Raw genomic sequence first — 23800 nt, forward strand, 5'->3', positions numbered from 1 at the left:
TGACAGAATCGAGAAACCGGACGCAAATGACACAGGCTCGGGAAAGAGCGTTGCGTTTTCACTCCGAACACCGCACGTTGTCCCCAGCAAAGACGCAACGGGCCGAAAGAGCCCGCATACTCGAGGCACCGCAGACAGGCGGCAGGAAACACGAGGGCAGGGACATGCTTGCCACGAAAGCGGCCGGGCGCAACGCCGCCGCGATGAAATATGACCTGCTCACGGTCATGGGCGCCTATGCGTTAGCGCAGGACAAGGGCCGTCAGCGGCTGGTTCTGCGGCTGATGACGCTGGTCACGGCGCGCTACAATTGGGCCCGCGACGAACTGGCGGTGGGCCAGCGCGAGATCGCGCGGCTGTGGCTGGTCGATGAGCGCACGGTGAAACGCGAGATGGCCAAGCTGCGCGCCATGGGCTGGCTGAAGGTGAAACGGCAGGGCGCTCGCGGACGGGTCAGCGAATACTCTCTGGCGATCGAGCGAATCCTCGAAGACAGCCGGACGCGCTGGGGCGATGTGGGCCCCGATCTGGAACAGCGGCTGAGCGGCAGCGCGCCGGTGGATGAGAAAGTGGTGCCTCTCCCGATCAAGGGAAAAATTCCCGCGCCGGATCTGTCGGACGAAAGCGAATGGGGGTTGGCCCGCGCGGTGCTGCATGGCGAGGACCCGGCGCTTTATGCCGCATGGTTCGCGGCGCTGGAGCGGCGCGAGCGGGCAGGGGGGCGGCTGGTGCTGTCGGCGCCGTCGCGGTTCCACGCCAGCTACGTGTCGGGCCATCTGGGGGCGCGGCTGCTCAGCGCCTGCCGGACGGTGGATGCGGGCGTCGACGAGGTGCTGGTGATCACCTGAGCGCCGGGGCACCGGGGCGCGACGGGCAAGGCGCGCTTCGCGCAAAGTTATGCCGATCTGCCGCGACGAGTTGACGTCGCTGCCAGAGACGCGCAATCTGTGGTCATTCTTTTGGTAGGCCAATTTCCGGCCATATTTATTTCAAACGCGTTTTCGCCCAAGTCATTCCAGCAGATCTTGGAGGCATCTTCATGCCCGCTGCCATTTCGCAGAGTTCCGTATTCAGTTTCCCCGATTTCAGCCCCACCGCCACGCTCGGTCTCGGTCTGACCGAAGCCGAAACGCTGAGCATCGGCGCGGGGTTTACCGTCGCGTCTAACCCGCATCCCTCGGGTGACGCCTATTTGCAGGCCACGGCGGCCAGTTCGCAGGCCGGGGGCGTGTTCGCCGGGGCGGCGGGGCTATATGCGCTGACCGTTGCCTATTTCGACGAGAGCGACGGCGAGTCGATGATGGAGGTGCTGGTCAACGGCACGGTCGTCGCCAGCTTTGACTGGGACAGCACCGAGGGCGACGCCATCGTCACCGCCGCGTCGAAAGCAGACTATACGGTGACCGGGCTGCTGCTGGCACCGGGCGATGTGATCGAACTGCGCGGCGCGCAGGACGGGGGCGAGCCGCTGCGCACCGATTACATCGAGATCACCGCCGCGCCGCCGCCGTCGCTGGGCGAGAGTTTTGTGGTCGAGGCGGAAGACCTGCAGATCGTCTCGGGGTTTGGCGTGGTGGCCAACGGCGCCGCTTCGGGGCGCGAGATGCTGCAGAAGGTCTCTGCCGAGGAGGCGCGGGCGAGTTACACGATGCAGCAAAGCGGCACCTTCGATCTGGCCATCGGCTATTTCGACGAGACCGACGGCGAGTCGTGGATGCAGGTGCTGGTCAATGGCGCAGAGGTGGCGCGGTTCGACTGGGACAGCACCGAGGGCGACGTGATCGCCAGCACCGCGAGCCTTGTGGAAGAGGTGATCGAGGGGCTGGCGCTGGAGGCCGGCGACGTTATCGAACTGGTGGGTGACGGCGATGGCGGCGAGCCGCTGCGCACCGACTACCTGCAGTTCACCAGCGTCGCGCCCGAGACGACCGCACCGGCCACGCGCGACCTGTGGTACGAACGGGGCGGCGAGGTCTATGTGGCGCTGAACGATGGCAGCGGCGGCTTTGCCGAGATGGCCACGGGCATCGCGCCCGGAGAGACCGGGAGGCTGCGCGCCGCCGACATGGACGGCGACGGCGATCTGGATTTCCTCAATGTGGCGGTGGTCGATCCCTTCCCGCTGCCCGGAGCGGGCTCGGGGATCGATGAGTTCATCTTCGGGGTGACCACCACGGTCTACGAGAACGACGGCAGCGGCCAGTTCACCGAGACGACGGGTGACAGCGTCAGCTTCACCGCGAATATCTCGGGATATCCGGGCGCCGCCGCCGATCAGGTTTGGGACATCTTTGAGGCGGGGGAGGTCGGTGACATCGATGGTGACGGCGATATGGACGTGGTCGGCGCGTCCTTCGTGGCGAACAAGATCATGATCTTGGAGAACGCCGGGGACGATACCTTCGACGTCGTCGAAGTGCCGCTGCCCGATGATCTCTATGAACTCAGCTTCGGCAGCAACGATGTCAGCCTCGCCGACATGAACGCCGATGGACAGCCTGATATGCTGCTCAATGTGGGGTTCGGATTTGGCCGCACGCTGGTGATGCTTAACGACGGTGCGGGCGGTTTCGATCCGGTGGGCAGCTACGGCGCAAGCGATGATGGCAACAGCACCGAGATCCCTGCCGACCTCGATGGCGATGGCGATCTTGATGTGCTCTACGTGGCGGTCAGCGACGGCGGCGGCATCTACACCTATCTGACCGACGGCACCGGCGCGCCCGATGAGACGGTGATAGCGCCCAAGTTTCCGCAAGATGAGCTAAGCGGCGTGGGTTTGCTGCAGATCGCTGACTTTGACGGCGACGGCAGGGTCGAGATGGTTGGCGCGGGCATCGAGGACGGTTTCCTAGGGCTCGATCCGGGGCTGCGGGTATTCGAGTTCCCGGTTGAGGAGGGGGCGTTGTCGATCGAGGTGGCCTCGCTTGATCCCGACCTCGAGGGACAGCTGACCGCGCAGGGCGATTTCGACGGCGATGGCGATATCGATCTCATTCTGACCACGACCCTCGAGACCTTCGCCGAGCCCGGCATCAGCGAGAGCTTCCTGCTGCTCAACGACGGCGCGGGCCGTTTCGCCGCCGTGCCGACCGGGCTGGACGATTTTGAGGTCACGTGGCCGGTGACCTACGCGCGGGTTCAGGCGGGCGAGTTCGGAGACCTGCCGGTAAGCTGACACCGAATGCGGGGCCCCGGTTGCGGAACCGAGGCCACGCGGGGACGGGGGCACCGCACCCCCGGAAACCGGTCGCGCAGTGCGCGGCCGGTCTTCTTTTGCGGTATCCAGATTATGAAAAACAATGGGTTAGAGGGCGTTCTTCGGTAGGGCAGGGGGGCTGGGCCGCGCTGCGTTGACTGCGCGCGCCACGCGGCCATATACTACCCAGTAGCATATGAGAGCCCTTTCCATGAGCGTCAAATCCTCGATCTCTCTCACCGAAGCGCAGGACGCCTATGTGCGCGGTCTTGTGCAGGACGGACGGTTTCCCTCGGTCAGCGCGGCGCTGCAGCACGGCATTGAACTGATGCGGCAGGAAAGCGAACAGACCGAGGCGCTGCGCCAGTTGCTCGACGCGCGGCGCGCGGGGGCGTTCGTGTCGGTGGAGGCGGGGCGCGAGAGAACCGCGGCGATGATCGCGCGCAAACGGGCCGCGCGTGGCCTATAGGGTTCTGCGCGCGGCGGCGGTCGAGCGCGATCTTGAGCTGATCTTCGATTTCATCGCCGACAGCGCCGAGGCGCTTGGCGAGCCGGTCGCGGCGGCCTTTGATCTTGCCGAGCGGCGGCTGGCGGCGATCCTTGCCGCGATGGAGGCGCTGGGGCAGGCGCCGCATCAGGGCACCCGGCGGCCGGAACTGGGCGCGGCGCTGCGCCATGTCACCAAGGACCGGGCGATCTTTTATTTCGATGTGGACGATCAGGCCGAAGAACTGCGCGTGCTGGCGGTGTTCTACGGTGGGCAGGATCACGACAGCGGCATCCTGCTGCGCCTGCTGGCGCGCGACTGAGGCGCACCGGCTAGGCAGGCACGGGCAGGGCTCCGCGCGGGTCTGGAGAAACACGGGCCGCGCGGAGCGAGGGGCGTCAGCCTTTGCGGCCGATGCCGAGCAGTTGGTAGAGCAGCAGCGCGGTCAGCGTCGAGGTGCCGATGCCGCCGAGCGAAAACTGCCCGATGTGCAGGGTGAAATCCCCGGCGCCGAAGATCAGCGCCACGCCGGCGGTGAAGAGGTTGCGCGAGTCCGAGAAATCGACGTTGTTGTCGATCCAGATGCGCGCCATGGCCGAAGCGATAAGGCCGAAAACGGCAACCGACAGGCCCGCCAGCACCGGTGCGGGGATGGTCTGCAGCAGCGCGCCGAACTTCGGCGAAAGGCCGAGGCAGATGGCCACCACGGCGGCGATCACGAAGACCAGCGTGGAGTAGACCTTGGTCATCGCCATGACGCCGATGTTCTCGGCGTAGGTGGTCACCCCGGTGCCGCCGCCCGAGCCCGCGACCATCGTTGCCAGACCGTCGGCGAGAAAGCCGCGGCCGATGTAGGGGTCCATGTCCTTGCCGGTGATCGCGCCGAGCGCCTTGATGTGGCCGAGGTTCTCGGCGACCAGCACGATGGCGACCGGGGCGATGAGGGTGATCGCCGACCAGTGGAATTCGGGCGTCTGGAATTTCGGCAGGCGGAACCATGCGGCGTTGGCCACGGCGGAGAAGTCGATCGGCGCCATCAGCCCCATGAGGTTGCCGAGGATCAGCACCAGCGCGTAGCCGAAGATCAGCGCCAGCAGCACCGACAGCCGGCGGCTGCGCGGCGGGCCATAGCACGAGACCATGGCCATGCACAGCACCGTCAGCAGTGCGATGGTCAGATGCGCCGGGGTGGGCGAGCCGAAGGCGTTGAGCTGTTCGACCGCCACCGGCGCGAGGTTGAGGCCGATGGCGATGCCGATGGTGCCGGTGACCACCGGGGGCATCAGCTTTTCCACCCAGTCGTAGCCGATGGCCATGACGATCAGACCGATCAGCGCGTAGAGCGCGCCGCAGGCGATGATCCCGCCAAGCGCATGGGCGATGGTCGCGCCTTCCTGTCCCAGCACCGCCAGCACCACGGCGATGAAGGCGAAAGACGATCCGAGGTAGCTGGGCACCCGGCCCGCGGTGATCAGGAAGAACAGCAGCGTGCCGATGCCGGAAAAGAACACCGCGACGTTGGGATCGAAGCCCATCAGGATCGGCGCGACGATGGTCGAGCCGGACATCGCCAGCAGGTGCTGGATGCCCATCGGCACCGAGGCCGCGCCGGGCAGCCTCTCGTCGGGCAGCACCACCGCGCCGGTGCTGGGGCGCCATTTGGGAAAATACGACATCTCTCTCTCCTCGGAAGCCTCGTGTTGGGCGCGGCCATAGCCTCTTTCACCGGCAAAAGGGAATGGTCGATGCAGGCAGGGCAGCCATGCGCCAAGCGGCGCCGATGCGCGGCGCGGTGTCAGCGGCTCAGCGTCGCGCGGCGGAGATGCGGAACCAGCGGAACACCAGCATCAGGGCGAAGGTAGTGAGGATAAGGCCGATGAGATCGCCGAGCGCATAGGCCGCGAGCACGGCAAAGGAATGATCGGGCAGCACCACGCCGGAGAACACCAGCGACTGCCCTACCGAATTGATCACCGAGGCCAGCGCGCCCGCCAGAAGCAGCCACTTCCAGTGAATGACGCGCTGTTGCCAAGCGTAGAGCCGGTACCCCACCAGCGCCAGCGCCTGAAAGGCCAGCAGCGCCGAGGCCGCCCCAACGGCGATCGACGCCAGGATCACCGGGTCGGTGGCGGTGCTGATCTCGGCGGGGGTGAACAGCACTTCGGAGGCGAAGGCGCCAAGGCACAGCGGGATGAAGGCCACCGGCCCCATCAGCCACGTCGAGAGCACGCGCACGCCATGCGGCAGATAGGCGAGGCTGGCAAAGGCGGTGATGTCCGGCAGCGCTTGCGACTGCAGCGGCGTGATCAGCAGCGCGGTCAGCCCATGTGCCAAGACGTATGCGGTTGCTACAACTGCGATGTTCAGGAAGTGTGTCACGTCCGGGTCTCAGAAAGGTCGCATGCGGGAGGCCAAGGCTCGGCAGGCCCTCGGTAGGGCATCTTGACGCAACGTGCAATTCTCTTCGTGACGATCCGGAAAGGCTAGGCCAGATCAGGCCCGATCAGGTCGGATCAGGGCAGCGGCAGCGGTGTGCCCACCAGATCGCTGCGCACGATGTAGGATTTGGCCTTGGTGTCCGCCGCACGCTCCAGCAGCCCGCGCTCGAGCAGCGTGCGGATGGCGCGATAAAAGGTCGCCTGCGCTGCGGGTCGGACAAGATCATGCGCGCGAATCTGCTCGGAACTGACCACGTCACCGGGGTTTTCGCACAGCCCGTGCGCGGCCAGCAGCACATCGCGCTCGAACCGGCTGAGGTCTTCGAGGCCGAAATCGCGTTCAAGCTGCCGCAGCATTTCGCGCAGGTGAAGGATGGAGTTGAGCTTGTCCATGACGACGTTTTTCCTACAGGGCGGGCCGGACGTCAATAAATGTCACGGTCCGAACACGGGGTATATTATCAAAATGATAATCTCTTTGCACTTGAGGCGTGTCGTGTTACGCCTCCTTCGCGGCGATATTTAGCGAGTGTTTTGTGAGCTAGTATCCTTGAGTGGGAGCGTCGCACCTATTTTTAGGACCTTTCGCCTTGGCGGCCTTCTGGCGCCAAGGCGCTTTGTTTTCTGGGGCCTGTCGCAAGATCAGTCTCTGCGCACCGTGATCCGGAACGTTCACGCGGCGGGCAGCGCTGGCGGGGAGGGCTGGGCCCGCACGGCACGCTTCTCGCGCAGCATCAGCATGGCGGGGGTGACCACGAGGGTGAGCACCGTGGCGATCACCAGCCCGCCGGCGATGGCGCTCGACAGTTCCGTCCAGTACTGCGTCGAGGGTGCGCCGAAGACGATCTCGCGCTCGATGAAGTTGATGTTCATCCCCAGCACCATCGGCATCAGGCCAAGCGCCGTGGTCACCGAGGTCAGCACCACCGGGCGCAGGCGTTGCGCGCCGGTCCGCAGCGCCGCCTCGAGCGGTGACAGCCCGGCCTTGCGCAGATCATTGTAGGCGTCGATCAGCACGATGTTGTTGTTCACCACGATCCCGGCCAGCGCGATCACCCCGACGCCGCCCATGACGATGCCGAAGGGCCGCCCGGTGACGATCAGCCCCAGCAGCACGCCGCCGATGGAAAACACGATGGCGCTCATCACCACGAAGGATTGGTAGAAGCTGTTGAACTGCACCACGAGGATCAGGAACATCAGCCCGATGGCGGCGACGAAGGCGATGGCGAGGAAGGTCATCGAATCCTGCTGGTCCTCGGCCTCGCCGGCGAACTCGTAGCTGGCGCTGTCGGGCAGGTCGGCGGCCTCAAGCTCGGCGCGCAGCGCCATCACCTGATCATTGACCAGCAGGCCCGGGGCGACATTCGCCTCGATGGTGGTGACCCGCTGCTCGTCGATGCGGCGGATGACGCCGACGCGCTCCACCGGCTCGAAGGTGACGAAGTTGGAGATCGGCACCAGCCCCGCCGAGGTCGGCACGCGCAGGTTGGTCAGCTCCGACAGCGAGCGCGAGTCGTTGGGAAAGCGCACGCGCACGTCGAGTTCGCCGTCGGCGTCGGGCGGGCGGTAGTCGGTGACGGTGATGCCCTGTGTGAGCAACTGCACCGCTTGGCCCAGCAGGCTGACGTCGGCGCCGAAGCGCGCCGCCTCGGCGCGGTCGACGTTGATCGCCACCTCGACGCCGGGCAGCGGGCGGGTGTCGGTGATATCGGTGAACCCGCCGACCCATTCCATCGCCGCCAGCACCTCGTCCACCGAGGCGCTCTGCTGCGAGACGTCACCGGCAGAGACCCGCAGGTTCACCGGCTTGCCGCTTGAAGGACCGCCGCTTTCGGTTTCCACCTGCACGTCGATGCCGGCGATACTGGCCATCTTGTCGCGGATCTCGGCGCCGATCTCGTCGGCGGTGCGGCGCTCTTGCCAGTCGACCAGATCAAGCTGCAGGGTGCCGATCACGTCTTCTTCGCCGCCGCCGGCGCTCATCGTCGAGCGGGCGTAGACGCTCTCGATGCCCTCGGTGCCGACCAGCCGGTCCTCGACCTTGCGCACCAGATCGTCGCGCTCGTAGATCGACAGGTTGTCGCGGGCGCGCACCTGCAGCTGCATGAACTCGGGCTCGACCGACGGGAAGAACGAGATGCCGCGCCCGAACTGACCGTAAAGCGCAAAGCCGCCGAGCAGCAGCGCCAGCGCCAGAACCACGGTTGTCCACGGCCTCAGGATGGCGCGTTCGAGCAGCCGCATATAGGCGCCGGTGAGGCCGTGAATCTCGCGCGGGTCGCCGCGTTCGGCGGCATGCAGCGCGGCCTTGGCCTTGGCGGTCTGCGGCTGGTTGCGGCCGATCATGCCGCCCAGCACCGGGATGAACACCAGCGCCATGAACAGCGATGCGCCCAGCGTCAGGATCACGGTGATCGGCAGGTATTTCATGAACTGGCCGATCAGCCCGGTCCAGAACAGCAGCGGGAAGAACACCGACAGCGTGGTGGCGGTGGAGGCGATGATCGGCCAGGCCATGCGTTTCGCGGCATGGGCGTAGGCGGTTTTGGGGGCGTCGCCCTCCTGCAAGCGGCGATCGGCCAGTTCGACGGTGACGATGGCGCCGTCGACCAGCATGCCGACCACGAGGATCAGCGCGAAGAGCACCACGATGTTCATGGTGAAGCCCATCGCCCAGATCACCGCCACCCCGGCAAGGAAGGCGCCGGGGATCGCCAGACCGACAAGGATCGCCGAGCGGAACCCGAGGGCGAAGACGATGACGATCATCACCAGCATGACGGCGGCCATGACGTTGGCCTCCAGATCCGACAGCAGCGTTTTCACCTGCTCGGACTGGTCCTGCAGGTAGGTGACGCGCAGGCTTTCGGGCCAGTCGGCGCTCATCTCGTCGATCACCTGTTTTGTGGCCGCGACCGTGTCGATGATATTGGCGCCCGACCGTTTGGTGACCTCCAGCGCCAGCGAGGGCTGGCCGTCGATGCGGGCGTAGCCGGTGGGGTCTTCGAACGTCCGGCGCACGGTGGCGACATCGCCGAAGGTGACGACGGTGGTGCCGTCGACCTTCACCGGCATGGCCATCACGTCTTCGAGGTCTTCGATCAGGCCGGGCACCTTCAGCACGATGCGCCCGCCGCCGGTTTCGATGGCGCCCGCGGCGATCAGCTGGTTGTTGCGCTGCAGCTGGCTGGTCAGCGTTTCAAAGCTGAGGTTGTAGGTCTGGAACACCGTCGGGTCGATCAGCACCTCGAGGAATTCCTCGCGCGCGCCGCCGATGTCCACCTCCAGAACGCCGGGCAGGGCCTCCAGTTCATCCTGCACCGCCTCGGCGATGTCGTTCAGCGTGCGCTCGGGCAGGGGGCCCGACAGCACCGTGGTGATGATCGGAAACAGCGCGGTGTTGATCTCGGTGACGTTGAGCGTGGTGGCGTCTTCGGGCAGATCGCCCTGCACGGTGTCGGCGGCCTCGCGCACCTTGTCGAGCGCCTCGTCGATGTCGCCGCCGGCGGCGAATTCAAGCTGCACGCTGGCAAAGCCCTCGGTGGCCTCGGCCGACATCTGTTCCAGCCCCTCGATGGCGCCGAACTCGGCCTCCATCGGCTCGATCAGCAGCCGCTCGGCATCCGAGGGGCTGATGCCGTCGAGCGTGGTGCTGACATAGACCAGCGGCAGCGGCACCTCGGGGTTTGCTTCCTTGGGGATCGAGACATAGGCCACGGCGCCGAAGGTGAGGATCATCACAAGCAGGATCATCACCGCGCGGCCGCGGGAAAAGGCGGCGTCGATCAGGCTGTTCACGGCGTGTCCTCCGCCTGCTCCTCCGCCCGCGCACGGGGGATCGCTTCGGCACTGGCCGAGACCTGTTCGGCGGCCTCTGGCTGCGGCTCGGCGCGGACCGCTTCGCCGTCGCGCACGAAGCCCTGCCCGACGGTGATGATCGTCGCCGTGTCGTCGAGCCCGGTGACCCAGACGCTGTCGATCTCGGTCTTGACGATCTGGATGGGATGGAAGGCGACATGGCCGTCCTCGACCGTCTTGAGGCCGATCTGCCCGGCGGCGTCGAGCGAGATGATCGATGGCGGGACGCGATGCGCGGTGGCCTCGCCGGTGGGAATGGTGATCTGCGCCGAGACCCCTGCGGGCACCACGCCCTCGGGGTTGGCGACCTCGATCTCGGTGAGGAAAGTGCGGGTTTCGGAGGCCGCGGCGGCGCCGACGAAGCTGACCCGGCCGTCGCGGGTCTGGCCGGTGATGAAGCGCACCTGCGCGCTCTGGCCCTCGCGGATGCGGCTCAGCGCCTGCTGCGGCACCTGAATGGCGACGGTCAGCGGGTCATTGTCGACCACGCGCGAGATGGTGGCGCCGGATGGCACGTATTCGCCTTCGCTGGCGGGCAGGGTTTCGATCCGGCCCGCGAAGGGGGCCTCGATCACGAGGTTTTTCATCGCTTCTTCGGCGCTGGCCACATCGGCCTCTGCCGCGGCCAGCGTCGCGCGGGCGTCCGACAGCCGGTCATTTGTGGCGACGCCGCGTTCGAACAGCTGCGAGGCGTTGTCGAACTCGCGCTGCGCGTTGGCGCGCTGCTCGCGGGCCTGCGCCAGCGCCGCCTCGGCGCGGTCCGAGTTGAGCCGGGCAAGAATGTCGCCGCGCACCACCCGGTCCCCCTTGGCAAACGGCATCTCGATCACCGTGCCGGCGGTCTCGGCGATGACATCGGTGTCGCGGTCGGGCAGCGCCTGCCCTTCGGCGCGGTAGCTGAGCGTCACCGGCTGCGCCTGTGAGCGCTGCGTCATCACCGACGGCGGTTGCGGTTCGCTGGCGGCGGTCTCGGCGGCGGGTTCGGATCCGGGAAACACAAAGCCGCTGCCCATCCACACGGCGATGGCGGCCACCAGCGCGATCGCGATCCAGAACGGCCGAGATGAGCCGCGGTCGGTTTCGAACCGCAGGCTTTCGGTCTGCGCCGGGGTGGCGGGTTGGTCGGTCATGCTGTGCTACTCTCGCTCATCAGGGCGTGATCGGGTTACGGCGCGTGCGTGTTTACATACCGACCAACGGTCGGTAATCAAGGACACAGCCATCGGAGAACGTAATCGTGAACACCAAACGGTCCAGAATGTCCGCCGACGCGCGCAAGACAGCGATCCTTGACGTTGCGACAGGTTTGCTGGCCACGCACCCGTGGGAAGAGGTGACGGTGGCGCTGCTGCTGCGGGCGGCGGGCATCTCGAAGGGCGGCTTTTACCATCACTTCACCTCTAAGGACGATGTGCTGGAGGCGGTGCTGCTGCGGCTCAGCGATGCCAGCACCGCCGCGGGACAGGCGGTGTACGAGCGCAGCGAAGGCGGCGCGGTGGCCCGGTTCACCGCGTATCTGGAGGGGACAACACGCTGGGAGCTTGCGCATGCCGATGAAATTCTGGGAGTGATCCGCATCGCGCTGAAGGCGGGCAACGAGCCTATTTTCCTGAAGCTGGAACAAGAAGCGCGGCGGCGCGCGACTCCGCTGATGCGCGCGCTGGTTGACGAAGGCGCGGGGCAGGGGGCGTTCGATGTGGTTGACACCGAGATGACCGTCGATCTGCTGCAGCACGCGTGGCGCATGCGCTGGGTGGTGCTGGCGCAGGCGCGGCAGCTTAGCGCCGCGGGCGATCTTGCCGCCGGGCGAGAGATGCTGGAGGCGCGGCTGCAGCTCGAAGAGCGGATGACGAACCGGCTGCTGGGCAGTTGGGAGGCTTCGGTCCGGATGCCACCCGTGGAGATATTCTCGGAGTTTTTGCGCGGCGCCTGAGAGGCGGTTGTGGCCGGGGTAATTGTGGCCGGGGTATCGGGGGCCGGCGGACGCGGAGATTATCTCGCCCATAAATGGAAAAACCATGGCCGATTTAACGGCCATGGTTGAATTTTAGATGATGCTGGATATCGTCTGCTTGGAAGGGTCGATTGGCAAAGCGCTGCCCCCACAGAGGGCCAATCAGCAGACGGTCCGCTTAGGTGGTGATGCCGAAATTGGCGACCACCCAAACCATAATGGCGATGCCGGCGACCAGCTCGAGAATCTGAGCGCGACGACGGCGGCGGGTATTCTGAAAACGTTCCAGTTCAATTTCGTGTTTGGTCATGGTGGAAATCCTGACAGACTTTTAAACGCGTACAAGAAGATCGGGCAGCAGCAGACGCCGCCCACCTTCGAGGCTCAATGTAGACATTTTTTCGCCTTTTTTCGAGCGATAACGCAGCTCGAGGCGGGGTGAAATTTAATAATTCGTTAATATTGCTGTAGAAAAATTTTCGGCACGAAACGATCCGCGCCTTAGTTATGACCCACTTTGCGACAATCTCAGGTCGGGTTCGGGCATTGTGTCGTTGTGCGATACTGCACGGGCGAATCGTTTCGGGAAATCAGTGGCTTGCTTCAGACAGTGCGCGGCGCGAGGCGGGGGTAGCCATCTGGTTGTGCAGCGCTTGGAACTCACGTCTTGCGCGTGCGCGGTTGCCCGAGTTCAGATAGGCGTATCCGCGCAGCAGGGCGAGGTCACGCCGCACCACGCCGGTCAGCCGCTCCAGTTCGTCGAAATAGGCGATGGCGCGACGATACTGGCGTTGCTGGTAGGCCGCGACGCCGCGCTTGTCGAGGATCTGGCTTTCGATCTCCAGCCGCTGTTCGGCGTTGAAATGCGTGTTGGCGGCCACGCTTGCTGCGTCGTTGACCATGTTCAGGCGCAGCAGCACCAAGGCCAGACCGTAGCTTGCGTCGCGCCGCGATTGCGCCGAGGGCGCGCGCGAGGCGGCGGAGCGGAAATCCTCCAAGGCCTGCATCGGCCGTCCGGCGTTGAACGCGCACCAGCCGCGCTGCGCGACGGTGTCGGCGCGGGTGGCGCTTGCGGTGGCGGCAAGACAGGTGCCCCAATCACCGCGTTGCGCCGCCTGCCGGGCCCGCGTCATCCCGGCGGAGCTGCTTTGCGCGCTGGCGCGCGGCTTTGGCTGGGTCGCGGGTTTCTTGCTGGCCGCGGGCGCGTCGGCGCTGGCGCTTTGGGTCGAGCTTTGCTCGGCCGAGGTGGCGCCCATGCCAGCCTGCAGCCGTTCTTCAACAGCGGTCAGCCGCTCGGCGGCGCCCGGCGCCTGCGCGCGGGCGGCATCGGCCATCGCACCAAGTTGGCTGGCATTGGCGATGGCGGCGGATTTCTCCAGCGTCGCCACAAGGATATCGGGGTCGGTGCAGCTGCGCACCACGCCGTTCTGCACCTGCAGCGCCGCGGCATTGTCGCCGACCGAGGCATATTGTTCGGCCAGCAGCCAGGCGTTGTTGACCCGCTCGCAGCGCAGCAGGTCGGGGTTGGCCGTGCCGATGCGGATCGCGGCCTCGGCGTCGCCCATGCTGACCACCTGATCGAAGCTGGCCTGCGACTCGGCCAGCGCGAGATCGGACAGCAGCGACGACGAGGGCGACCAGTCGGGATAGTCTTGGTCCGCCTGATCGAGCAGCGCGCGGGCCTGCGGCAGATCGCCGGCCTCGATTTGCGCGTAGATCTGGTCGATCACGTCTTGCGGCGTGCTCGACTGCAGCGTGCTCATGTCGTCGGGCACCACCCAATCGGGATAGCGCAGCTGCAGCCGCCGGATCTCGGAACTGACCGCCTGATCATTGCCTTCGGACAGATAAAAACGAAGCGCCTGCAGATCGCTGTTGCTGGGGCTTTGCGCCAGCGCGGGCGCGGCGAAGCTGGCGTGCGACAGGGCGAGGGCGGCGAGGAAAATCTTTACAGGTTTCATATGGGCACACACATCGGGGAAGCTTCGGCCTGGGCGATCATCGCAAACATTTGCAGGGTCGCCGGGTAATACGGGGCGTTGGGCGAGAAGGGCGGCATGGCCGAGCCCACCTGTCCCGAGGCATAGCAGGTCGCCAGCGCGGCGATCGCCCGGTAGCCGGGTTCGGGGCTGGTCGACAGCGCGCGCCCGGTTTCGCGCTCGATCTCGATCGCCGCCATGCCCTGCGGCACGCGCGCTTGGGCTTCGGCAAAGCGCTCCACTGCCGGGTGATCGCGCAGCCCGGACCAAACGTAATAGAGCGGCACGCGCATCGCCTCGTAGCCGGCGTTGAACGAGAACCCGTCTGCGGCGCGCAGGCCGCCGGGTGTCACCTCGACCCAATCGGGCACCACGCCGCCAAGCGCCAGTTGCCGCGACACCTCGACCGCGCCGCGTGCCGCCGCGGCGATCACCGGAAGGTCGAACTCGGCGGCCAGTTCGGTCATCGCGAGCGGCATCGAGTAGCACGGGTTGAACATGAAGCCCGCGTCGGTCTCGAACCCGTCCACCGCCGGCAGCAGCAGCGGGTCGGCGCCGTCGCGGGGGGCGATGCACGTATTGGCGAGGTCGACCATGATGTTGCGGGCGGCCTCGAGATACTCGGGCGCGTCGAACCGCCGCGCGGCGCGCAGCAGCGCCCATGCGCGGAACAGGTCTCCGTCGCTGGCATTGTTGAGATCCGGCACACGCTCGGGGGCGTCGGGTAGCCAGCGCCACGCCATCAGGTGATCGCCGCGCACTTCCAGATTGAGGCGGCTCCATGCGTTCATTCGGTCAAAGGCCGAACGGTCGCCCACCGTCGCGGCCAGCAGCATGCCGTAGCCTTGGCCCTCGGAGTGGCTGGAATTGCGCTGGAACTCGTCGATCACCCGGCCACTGGCGTCCATGTTCGACGCGACCCACGCCGCCCAGACATCATCGAGGCGGGTGCCGAGGCTGAGGCTCTGCGCGGCGCTCGGGGCGCCGGTGATTGCCGCAAGCCCGGCGAGCGTGGTGAGGCGGGACAGGAAGTCTCTGCGTTTCATTTCTTTCCCCGTCGGCTGACGATCATGAACCCCATCGCCAGAACGGCGGCGATGATGGACAGCAGGAACATTGGCAGAAGCAGCGCGGCTGGCGCGAGCGATGCGTAGTTGCCCACCACGCTGCGCGCGTTCGACAGGCTCAGCGGCTCGAGCAGTTGCACCGGCTGGCTTGAGGCCTGCCAGCTTTCCCAGCCGCGTTCGGCAGAGAAGATCGACAGCTGCCCTTGTGGCCCGTCCAGCGTTTCACGCATCGCGATGAGCGAGGCGACCAGCCGGTCGGAAGAGCTGTTGGGACGTACGATCAGCCAAAGGTCTCCGGGATTTTGCATGTTCGGCTGCAGCAGAAGCGCCTCGGCCGATTTGCCCTCCATCCACGAATTCAGCTCCGATTGCGGCCCGCTCCAGAACGACATAAGCCGCCCGCGGAAGTTGCCAAGCGCCTCCATCGCGCGATCCCGGTCCACCATCAGGTTCCACCAGCGACCATCGTCAATCGATGCCCATGTGTCAATCTCGGGCTCTTGCGCCTCGGTGGTGCGCAGCAGCGACTCCTGCAGGATGGGGGCGTTGCCCTCGATGACGTCGCCCTGCAGCGACGACAGGTCCGACGGGATGCCGATGGTCAGCGAGACGGGCCGCGTGGCGCGGCGGGCCGCGGTGTCTTCGGTGACGAAGATCGAGGCGACCTGAGGCAGCAGCCCCAGTGGCAGCGTGGTCTGTCCGGCGTCGCTGAAGCTGATGCCGGCGGGATCGAGCGCGGCCAGCACCCGGTCGAGGCGCGGCACCGTCATGCTGGGCGCCTTGGGGATGTCCAGAGAGGTGGTTTCAAACACCTCGAAGATCGGCGTGTCGCGCGGCACGCAGGCCTGATCGGGCGGATCACCGGGCACCAGCGCCTCGAAGGTCAGCTGGTTGATGTCCGGGTTGAGCCGGTTGACCTGAAACGGAATGTGCAGCGTCTCGAGCCGTTTGCCGGCCTTTTCCGGCTCGTCCAGAGGCAGCAGGCGCACGGTTTGGCCGTTGATCTTGACCAGCAGCAGCGCGCCTTCGGGAAGGTCTTGGTCAAAGCCATAGTCGAGATTGAGCGCGGCGCGCTGCGATGACAGCAGCATCCAGTCCGACGGCAGGCGGAAGGGCACGGTTTCATGGATGTAGCGGCCCTGACCGACAAGCCGCTCGTAGCCCAAATCATCCAGCGAGCGCGGCGCGCCGGGGGTGATCAGCGGCGGCCGCCGTTCCAGCGCGCGGTTTCCGACGGCGCCAAGCAGAAGGTCTTTGACCTGCTCGGGGCGGTCGGCATTGGCCAGCAGCACGATCGCGCCGTCCCCGCCGCGGCGGAACAGCGGCAGCCCGTCCGGCGCCAGATCCGGCGGCAGCGCGGTGACCCGCGCCAGCTGCGGCGTGCCGGAGGATACCTTATAGGGATCGTCGACCGCGATCTGCGGCGGCAGCCCTTCGAACAGGTGCTCGATCTGCGCGATGAAGGACGCGCCTTGCAGCATGTAGGACGCGGTGCCGGTGTCGATCACCTGCATCGGCTGGCCGCGGCCTAGCTGCGCCGAGATGGCGGCGAGAAAGCCCAGCGGATCGGCGCCAAGCTGGTCGGGGGCGATCTCGACGCCGCTCTGCGAGAGCTGAACGTCGGTCCAGACGCCAAAGGAGGCATCCGGCCCGCAGAACACCCGGTGCACCTGTTTCACCTTCAGCGTGACCTCGTTGCGGCCCGCGCGAAGCGCCCCGTCGGGCACCGGCAGCGCGTCAAGCTGCGGTTCGGTGAAATTGTCGGGGGTGATCGAGCCGATGGTCAGCCCGTTCAGCATAACCTCGACCACCGAGCTTTCCGGCAGCACGTTGATCGAGCTGAGCGTGGTCAGTTCAAGCTGCGCGCCGGTCAGCGCGCGGGGCAGGAACATGATGAATGTCGCCTCGGCGAACTGGCCCTGAATCCGGTGGGATTCGGTCTGGCCCGCCTGCGGCACCATCGGGCGCAGCGGCAGCCGGATCGGCGCGGCCTCTGATGCCGCGGCGGCCTCTGGCGTGGGCTGTTGCCATTCCATGATCGGCAGGCCCGAAGGGCGCGCCGACGGGCTGGACGGCGTGGGCGCGGTGGTCTCGGGCCTGGTGGCGGCTTCGGGATCTTCGCCGATGCGGATCTGCTGCGCCGAAACGGCGCCGGGCAGGGCGCTTTGCAACAGGGCAATCACCGCGAGGGGCAGGAAAATATGCTTCATCCGCTCACTCCTCGATCCGCAGGTATTCGCTTGCAGGGGCGCCCGCGGCGGCCAGCCGCACCGGCTCGACCTCGCGGTCCTTGCGCGGCTCGGGGGCGGCGGCGAAGGCTTCGTCGGGCGTGAGGATATCTTCCGACATGCTGCGCTCGCGCCGGGTGGGCTCGCGCAGGAAATCGAAGGCGGTTTTCGGCACCGAGACCAAACTTTTGCCGATCACATAGGCCAGGCCAGCGATCAGCGTGCTGCTTTGCGGGTGCACCTTGCGGAAGAAGTGCCAGCGCAAGCTGTCGCCATAGACGATATGCGCGGTCAGCCGGCTGGCGGCGATCATCTGCGGCGCGTCGACGACAAGCTCGATCTGGCTGCCCTCGACGGTGCTGCGCAGGGTCTGCACGGTCACCTTGATTGGCGTTTCCAGATCCTGCGCCTTGGGCAGCACCGGGCAGACCTCTGCGGTCATCCCGCCCGCGGCACTGTCGCGCAGCCGGGCCTCGCTTTCCGAGCGGCTGCCGGGCGGCAGTTGCAGGAAGATCCGCGTCGGGCTGGCCGAGACGATGATGGCGTCAAGCTCGGGGGCCTGCGCCTCATCCTCGAGGTTGGTCTTTTCCCAGCGTAGCCGTGCCGGGACCGACACCGCTGTGCGCGGCCGGGTCAGCCGGTGCGGCCGTTCGAACACTGCGCGCAGGGCGTAGGCGGCGAGCAGGAAGTTGTAGAGGTTCCACGCGCCGACGATCTCGACCACCACGCGGTCGCCGGGGAAGGCGGTCCAGCGAAGCGCGCCGGCCACCAGCCCGGCCAGCAGCAGCGCCACCAGCGCCGTCAGCGGCCAGAAGATCGGCGAGAGGAAGGCGTTGTCGACGTTGTCGTCCTTGGCGGTCACCTTGAAGGTCGCGCCGCGCGGGTTCAGCACGGTCGAGAACACCGCCTTCAGCAGATAGGGCGTCTGTGCGATCTCGTAGACCTCGGAGATCTGCGGCCAGCGCACGCTGCCGAACAGCGCGTTCTGGATCATGAAGCCGATCAGCAGGTAGGGCACGATGTAGGCCAGCACCTCCTGCGACGACACGACGAAGATCTCGAGGCCGAAGAACAGATAGAGCAGCGGGCTGAGCAGGAAGGTCGTCCGCACCAGCGGGAACAGCCAGAAGCTCATGGAATTGAGGTAACACAGCCGCTGCGACAGCGAGAGACCCTTGCGGAAGAACGGCTTTTTCAGGATCAGCATCTGGATCATGCCGGTCGCCCAACGTCCGCGCTGCTGGATGAAGGAGGCGAAGGTCTCGGGCTGCAGCCCGGCCACCATCGCGTGATCGAGATACATGCTTTCCCAGCCGCGCGAATGGATGTCGAGCGCGGTTTCGGCGTCTTCGGTGATGGTCTCGCCCGAGATGCCGCCGACCTCGTCCAGCGCCTGACGGCGCAGCAGTGCCGCCGAGCCGCAGAAGAACGCGCCGTTCAGCCGGTCAAGGCCGCGGTGGATCTGCGAATAGAACATCTCGTTCTCGGAGGGGGTGGTCTCGGGCAGGGCCAGATTGCGCTCGATCGGATCGCGGTTGGTGAAGAAATGCGGCGTCTGCACGAGGAAGAGCCGGGGGTTCTCGGCAAAATACCCCACGGTTCTGGTGAGGAAATCTCGGGTCGGCACGTGGTCGGCGTCGAGCACGAGAATGAGCTTGCCGTCGAGCTTTTGCATCGCGGCGTTGAGGTTGCCGGCCTTGGCGTGCTCGTTGCGGGCGCGGGTGGTGTAGACCACCCCGAGATCCTTGCACAGCTGTTGCAGCGTCTCGCGCCGGGCGCGCGACTTGCGGCGCATCTCTAGGTCGGAGTGGTTGCAGCGCGCGTCGGTGCCGCCGTCGTCGCACAGCACCACGGTCTTCATGCCTTCGGGGTAGGTGATCGCCTTCGCCGCCGCCAGCGTCACCGCCAGAAGCTCGGGGCTCTCGTCGTAGCTCGGCACGAGGATGTCGACGGTGGGCACATCCTTGAGCTTCACCGGGGCCGGTTTGGGGTGGTCGACGGGATCGGCCGAGACCACCGCGGTCAGGAAGAACAGGCCAACCGTGAAGGTTTCAGCGCCGAAGAGGAACAGCGCGGCGATCAGCGAGACTGGGTCGTCGAAGGACGGCAGCGTTTCGAACAGGCGCCAGAGCCAGTAGCGCAGCACGAAAGTGCCGGCCACCGACAGCACCACGAAGCGCACCGCGATGTTGGACGTGACCGCCGGCTTGAGCAGGTAGATCAGGCAGCAGGTGGCGAAGGCCACCAGCGCCTGCGTCGCCACAGAGGTCGGCACCGAGGCGAGGAACACCACCGGCAGCAGCACCATCAGCCAGAAGGCCAGCAGGACGGTCGAGCTTATCTTTGAAAAAGCGCGTTGAAATCTCATGGCAGCGGCCCCGCGAGCGGCGAGAGCATCTGCGGCGCGTTCCGCGGAGATTGGCGGACGGCGGCGTAGCTGGTCTGATCCGGTCCGATCGGCGCCAGCGCCTCTTCAAGATCGCCATGCACGCAGTTGCGCAGCATCATGTCCATGACGTGCGCGCCTCTGGGAACGGTGCGGTTGGCGCCGTCGAAGCGCCGGAAGGCCAGAACGCAGTTCATCCCCGCGTAGTTGGTCCACAGCGCCCAGTTCAGCGTGCCCAGGGCGTCTTGGCGGGTCATCAGCGTCAGGTCAGAGAAGCTGTTGAACGGGTAGGGCATGCCGCCGGCGGCCCGCACGAGGGTCAGCGGCTGAAACCGCCCGACGTTTGCGGCGGGCGAGCCGTGGGCCTTCAGCAGAATGAAATTCTCGCCGCGCAGGGCGGTGCGGTTGGGCAGCGCAATGCGCTGCTCGGAGGTGCGGCGGAAGCTCCGCTCCAGAACCACTTTCGCCTCTGGTGCCGCCACCCAAGACGAGGATTTCGTCTGCAGCACGTAAGGCGTCTGCGCCAGTTTGCGCTCGTATTCGGTTGTCGTGTGGGGAAACGTCTCGCATCCCGCGAGAAACAGCGCGGCGACCATGGCTGCTGATCGCCATTGCAACCCGTGATTGCGAATTCGCAACCATATACCCTTGCCCAACAATACTCGGCACTCCAAAAGGTAAAAACTTTACTAATTTACGATGCCGAGAGATGCACAGATATTAATATCTCGCAAGTCTCGGAATGGCAGGTCGGCGGCGAATTACAAAAATTTCAATTTCATCGGGATTGCCGCTCAATTTTTTAGCTGATTTGCGCATAGAGACCGTGGTGCCGTAAAAGCCGCGCAAATCGTTAAAACGATATATCTTCAAGTCGCGATGTGGGGGCAGCAGCCGGCCCTGACGGCCAGCAGCGCCGTCGATACCGGTTCCGACGCGGCGCGGAGCTTCAACGGCGCGCCGCGCGGTGTTGTGGCTGGTGAATTTCTCATGATAAATGCCGCTGACGACGCGCCTGAGAGGTCTCATCGGGATATCGGGGCGCCTTTCGCGAAAGATGGGCTCATGAGCGACGCAGAACGAGGCGGGACGACCCGCCGCTCCCGCCCGGTGCGGGTGGCCGAGGCGATCAAGGACTGGGTGGTCGAGAAGGGGCTGACGCCCGGCGACCGGCTGCCCGGCGAGGCCGAGATGATCACGCATTTCGGCATGTCCAAGGGCACCATCCGCGAGGCGATGCGGCTGCTGCAGGCGCAGGGGCTGGTGGTCACCAAGACCGGCCCCGGCGGCGGCAGCTTTGTCGGCGAGGTCAGCACCGATCGCGCGCGTGCCCTGCTGGCCAACTACTTTTATTTCCGCAATGTCTCGATCGACGACATCTACCAGATGCGCATCGCGCTGGAGCCCGAGGCGGCGGCCGCGCTTGCCGGCAAGCTGGACGCGGCGCAGATCGCCCAGCTTGAGGCGATCATGGCCGAATACGAACACCCCGCCGCGACGGCCGAGGAAGAGCGGGCGCAGCATGTCGCCTCGCTGCGCTTCCACGCCTGTCTGGCAGAGTTCTCGGACAATGCGCTGCTGAGCTTCTTCATCGGGTTCATGGCGCAGATCCTCACCGACCTGACGGTCTACAAGCAGCTTTACGCGCAGCCGAACGCCGAGCTTTGGAAGAGCGGGCGCACGCATCAGCTGCAGCTGATCGAGGCGCTGCGGGCCGGTGACGCCGAGGCGGCGCGCGAGATCATGCGCGATCACATGCAGATGGCGCGGCGCATGATGGAGGATCAGGAAGCCGTGGTGATGAAACGCTTCATCGCCGAGTAGCGCCTACTGGCTGACGATCTTGGGGTAGGGCGCGCCGAGATGCGGGGCGTCCAGCGTCGGCACCGTCGCCGCCCAATCGGCATAGGCGCCGCCGGTGGCATGGCCGTGCAGTGTGCGCAGGTCCTGCAGCGGCGTCTCGGAATGATCGATGCGCAGGGTCAGCGGCGCGGCGTGACGGCTGACCACCAGCAGCGCCGCCGAAAGCAGCCCCCGGCTGTCGCCGCCCGTGGCCGCGGCGCGGTCGAGTGCCGCGATCAGCCGCTGGTCGAAGGGCGCGGCGGAGGTGAGGAATCCTTCAAGACAGGCATCTAGCACCGCTTCGGACGACAGCAGGTTGCCCGAGACAATGACGTTCTTGGCGGTGCGGACCCCGGCGGAGGGGATGCTTTCGGCCCCGGTGTGGTTCGCCGTGCGCCCCTGCGGGTCGAGCGCCGACAGTTGCCGCTGCTCCTTGCCGGTGTCGGGGGCGACCACCTGCGCCACCGCGTCCTGCGCCGAAAGCCCCTGCCGCATCAGGTCCAGCACCGCGGTGCCCCATATGGTCGAGGGCAGCGACCCCTGCGAGGCGCTTAGCCCCGCTTCGGCATCGCCGCGCAGCACCCAGCCGCCGACGCAGAGGCTGCCGGTGGTGGCCGCGCCGCCGTAGCTGCCCGATTTTTCGTCGTATGCGAGGATGGAAATGGTCATTTTCGGGTCCTGTCTGCTGTAGGGTTGAATTTATCATGAAAATTTGGCGTCATGCAATTTATCATGATAAATAATTCATCCTGACCATCTGGGAGGTCACGACATGTCCATCACGTCCTTCACCCGCCGGGGCCTTCTGGCTGCGGGCACGGCGCTTACCCTGACATTCGGCACGCTGACCGGCGCGCAGGCGCAGACGCCGCCGGGGGTTCTTATCGTCGGGCAGATCGCCGAGCCGAAATCGCTCGACCCGGCGGCTGTCACCGCGGTGAACGACTTCCGCATCCTGATGAACGTCTACGATGGCCTCGTGCGCTACAAGGACGGCACGCTGGAGGTCGAACCCGCCTTGGCCACCGACTGGACGATTTCCGACGATGGCACCGAATATACCTTCACCCTGCGCGAAGGAGTGAGTTTCCATGACGGCACGCCGTTCAACGCTGAGGCGGTGAAGTTCAACTTCGAGCGGATGCTGGATGAAGAGCACCCCTATCACGACACCGGCCCCTTCCCGCTGGCCTTCTTCTTCTCGGCGGTCGACAGCGTCGAGGCAGTGGATGATCTGACGGTCAAGTTCACTCTGAACGAACCCTACGCGCCCTTCCTGTCGAACCTCGCCTATCCCACCGGCCTGCTGGTCTCGCCCGCGGCGGTCGAGCAATACGGTGCGGACTACGGGCGCAACCCGGCGGGCACCGGCCCGTTCACCTTTGCCGAATGGCGCTCGAACGAGGCGGTGGTGATTGAGGCCAACCCCGATTACTGGGACGGCGCGCCCGAGTTGCAGGCGGTGGTTTTCCGCCCGATCACCGACGCCAACACCCGCACCGCCGAGATGCTGGCCGGCGGCATCGACCTGATGGTCGAAGTGCCGCCCGTGGCGCTGAGCGAGTTTCAGGGCGAGGCCTATACGCTGCACGAACAGGCCGGGCCGCACGTCTGGTTCCTGATCCTCAACGCCAAGGAAGGCCCCTTCGCCGACAAGCTGGTGCGGCAGGCGGCGAACTACGCGATCAACAAGGAAGCGCTGGTCAACGACGTGCTGGAGGGCACCGCCGAGGTCGCCGCCGGGCCGACGCCGCCGGCCTTCGCCTGGGCCTACAACCCCGATCTCGAGCCCTATCCCTACGACCCCGAACAGGCCAAGGAGCTGCTCGCGGAGGCCGGGGCAGAGGGCGCGGAGCTGACCTTCTACGTCACCGAAGGCGGCTCGGGCATGCTTGATCCCATCGCCATGGGCACCGCCATTCAGGCCGACCTGAACGCGGTGGGCTTCGACACCAAGATCGAGACCTACGAGTGGAACACCTTCCTCGGCGAAGTGAACCCCGGGCTGGAGGGCAAGGCCGACATGGCCGAGATGGCCTGGATGACCAACGATCCCGACACGCTGCCCTTCCTCGCGCTGCGCACCGACGCATGGCCCGACAAGGGCGGGTTCAACTCGGGCTATTACTCCAACCCCGAGGTTGACGAGCTGTTAGAAGCCGCCCGTGTGGCCACCGATCAGGACGAGCGTGCCGAGCTCTACAAGCAGATGCAGACCATCGTGCAAGAGGACGCGCCCTGCGTCTTTGTGGCGAACTGGAAGCAGAACGCGGTGACCTCGGAGCGGGTGGAGAACTTTACGCTGCAGCCGTCGTTCTTCCTGCTGCTGGATGACGTGGTGAAGAACTGACGCGCGGGC

General features: G+C 66.0%; 20 protein-coding genes. 8 read left to right on the forward strand and 12 right to left on the reverse strand.

Annotation, left to right across the window (positions count from 1 at the left end; genetic code table 11):
* Positions 1–164: 164 nt before the first annotated feature.
* The 4 genes from ACXAJT_RS20275 (at position 165) to ACXAJT_RS20290 (ending at position 4008) form a co-directional block, all read left to right on the forward strand.
* Entirely contained in the window at positions 165–848 is a 684-nt protein-coding gene (locus ACXAJT_RS20275; RefSeq protein ID WP_475238179.1) for a hypothetical protein, read from the forward strand.
* 191 nt (positions 849–1039) lie between these two features.
* Complete coding sequence (locus tag ACXAJT_RS20280; RefSeq protein WP_475238181.1) at positions 1040–3178, forward strand: FG-GAP-like repeat-containing protein; 2139 nt, start codon at positions 1040–1042, stop codon at positions 3176–3178.
* A gap of 232 nt (positions 3179–3410) precedes the next feature.
* Positions 3411–3668: a ribbon-helix-helix domain-containing protein gene (locus ACXAJT_RS20285; RefSeq protein ID WP_475238183.1), complete on the forward strand. Its 258-nt coding sequence runs from the start codon at positions 3411–3413 to the stop codon at positions 3666–3668.
* On the forward strand, positions 3658–4008 hold the full coding sequence (locus ACXAJT_RS20290; protein WP_475238188.1) for a type II toxin-antitoxin system RelE/ParE family toxin: 351 nt from the start codon (positions 3658–3660) through the stop codon (positions 4006–4008). Before ACXAJT_RS20285 ends, ACXAJT_RS20290 begins: the two co-directional genes overlap by 11 nt.
* Positions 4009–4084: 76 nt before the next feature.
* Here ACXAJT_RS20290 and ACXAJT_RS20295 read toward each other — a convergent pair whose 3' ends face one another.
* From ACXAJT_RS20295 to ACXAJT_RS20315, 5 genes are all read right to left on the reverse strand, one after another.
* Positions 4085–5362 carry a solute carrier family 23 protein gene (locus tag ACXAJT_RS20295; RefSeq protein ID WP_475238190.1) on the reverse strand — a complete coding sequence of 426 codons (1278 nt, stop codon included), beginning with the start codon at positions 5360–5362 and terminating at the stop codon, positions 4085–4087.
* Between the two features lie 127 nt (positions 5363–5489).
* Positions 5490–6065, reverse strand: a complete 576-nt coding sequence (locus tag ACXAJT_RS20300) for a hypothetical protein (RefSeq protein WP_475238193.1) — start codon at positions 6063–6065, stop codon at positions 5490–5492.
* 134 nt (positions 6066–6199) lie between these two features.
* Complete coding sequence (locus ACXAJT_RS20305) at positions 6200–6517, reverse strand: hypothetical protein (RefSeq protein ID WP_475238195.1); 318 nt, start codon at positions 6515–6517, stop codon at positions 6200–6202.
* Between the two features lie 279 nt (positions 6518–6796).
* Positions 6797–9925 (reverse strand): efflux RND transporter permease subunit, encoded by a 3129-nt coding sequence (locus ACXAJT_RS20310; RefSeq protein WP_475238198.1) that lies wholly within the window; start codon positions 9923–9925, stop codon positions 6797–6799.
* On the reverse strand, positions 9922–11115 hold the full coding sequence (locus tag ACXAJT_RS20315) for an efflux RND transporter periplasmic adaptor subunit (RefSeq protein WP_475238203.1): 1194 nt from the start codon (positions 11113–11115) through the stop codon (positions 9922–9924). The genes ACXAJT_RS20310 and ACXAJT_RS20315 overlap by 4 nt, the downstream gene beginning before the upstream one ends.
* A 107-nt stretch (positions 11116–11222) precedes the next feature.
* Between ACXAJT_RS20315 and ACXAJT_RS20320 the strand changes: the two genes are divergently transcribed.
* Together ACXAJT_RS20320 and ACXAJT_RS20325 are read left to right on the forward strand one after the other, a co-directional pair.
* Positions 11223–11918, forward strand: a complete 696-nt coding sequence (locus ACXAJT_RS20320) for a TetR/AcrR family transcriptional regulator (RefSeq protein WP_475238206.1) — start codon at positions 11223–11225, stop codon at positions 11916–11918.
* A 118-nt stretch (positions 11919–12036) separates the two neighbouring features.
* Positions 12037–12381, forward strand: coding sequence for a hypothetical protein (locus ACXAJT_RS20325; RefSeq protein WP_475238208.1), 345 nt, complete (start codon positions 12037–12039; stop codon positions 12379–12381).
* 148 nt (positions 12382–12529) lie between these two features.
* On the opposite strand, the gene ACXAJT_RS20330 is transcribed toward ACXAJT_RS20325, so the two are convergent.
* From ACXAJT_RS20330 to ACXAJT_RS20355, 6 genes are all read right to left on the reverse strand, one after another.
* Complete coding sequence (locus ACXAJT_RS20330; RefSeq protein ID WP_475238210.1) at positions 12530–13900, reverse strand: hypothetical protein; 1371 nt, start codon at positions 13898–13900, stop codon at positions 12530–12532.
* Positions 13897–14964 carry a family 8 glycosyl hydrolase gene (locus ACXAJT_RS20335; protein WP_475238214.1) on the reverse strand — a complete coding sequence of 356 codons (1068 nt, stop codon included), beginning with the start codon at positions 14962–14964 and terminating at the stop codon, positions 13897–13899. The genes ACXAJT_RS20330 and ACXAJT_RS20335 overlap by 4 nt, the downstream gene beginning before the upstream one ends.
* The gene (locus tag ACXAJT_RS20340; protein ID WP_475238216.1) at positions 14961–17195 is read right to left on the reverse strand and encodes a cellulose biosynthesis cyclic di-GMP-binding regulatory protein BcsB; all 2235 of its coding nucleotides are present in this window, start codon (positions 17193–17195) and stop codon (positions 14961–14963) included. Before ACXAJT_RS20340 ends, ACXAJT_RS20335 begins: the two co-directional genes overlap by 4 nt.
* Positions 17196–17199: 4 nt before the next feature.
* Complete coding sequence (gene bcsA / locus ACXAJT_RS20345; protein WP_475238218.1) at positions 17200–19581, reverse strand: UDP-forming cellulose synthase catalytic subunit; 2382 nt, start codon at positions 19579–19581, stop codon at positions 17200–17202.
* Positions 19578–20195 (reverse strand): hypothetical protein, encoded by a 618-nt coding sequence (locus tag ACXAJT_RS20350; protein WP_475238220.1) that lies wholly within the window; start codon positions 20193–20195, stop codon positions 19578–19580. Before ACXAJT_RS20350 ends, bcsA begins: the two co-directional genes overlap by 4 nt.
* Positions 20196–20319: 124 nt before the next feature.
* On the reverse strand, positions 20320–20628 hold the full coding sequence (locus ACXAJT_RS20355; RefSeq protein WP_475238221.1) for a hypothetical protein: 309 nt from the start codon (positions 20626–20628) through the stop codon (positions 20320–20322).
* Between the two features lie 36 nt (positions 20629–20664).
* Here ACXAJT_RS20355 and ACXAJT_RS20360 point away from each other — a divergent pair, with 36 nt between their 5' ends.
* Positions 20665–21423: a FadR/GntR family transcriptional regulator gene (locus ACXAJT_RS20360; RefSeq protein WP_475238223.1), complete on the forward strand. Its 759-nt coding sequence runs from the start codon at positions 20665–20667 to the stop codon at positions 21421–21423.
* Between the two features lie 3 nt (positions 21424–21426).
* Here ACXAJT_RS20360 and ACXAJT_RS20365 read toward each other — a convergent pair whose 3' ends face one another.
* Positions 21427–22110, reverse strand: a complete 684-nt coding sequence (locus ACXAJT_RS20365) for a DUF1028 domain-containing protein (protein ID WP_475238225.1) — start codon at positions 22108–22110, stop codon at positions 21427–21429.
* A 103-nt stretch (positions 22111–22213) separates the two neighbouring features.
* On the opposite strand from ACXAJT_RS20365, the gene ACXAJT_RS20370 reads away from it, so the two are divergent.
* Positions 22214–23791: an ABC transporter substrate-binding protein gene (locus tag ACXAJT_RS20370; protein WP_475238227.1), complete on the forward strand. Its 1578-nt coding sequence runs from the start codon at positions 22214–22216 to the stop codon at positions 23789–23791.
* The last annotated feature ends 9 nt before the right edge of the window (positions 23792–23800 follow it).

Source organism: Salipiger sp. ABF4_146 (assembly GCF_056161345.1).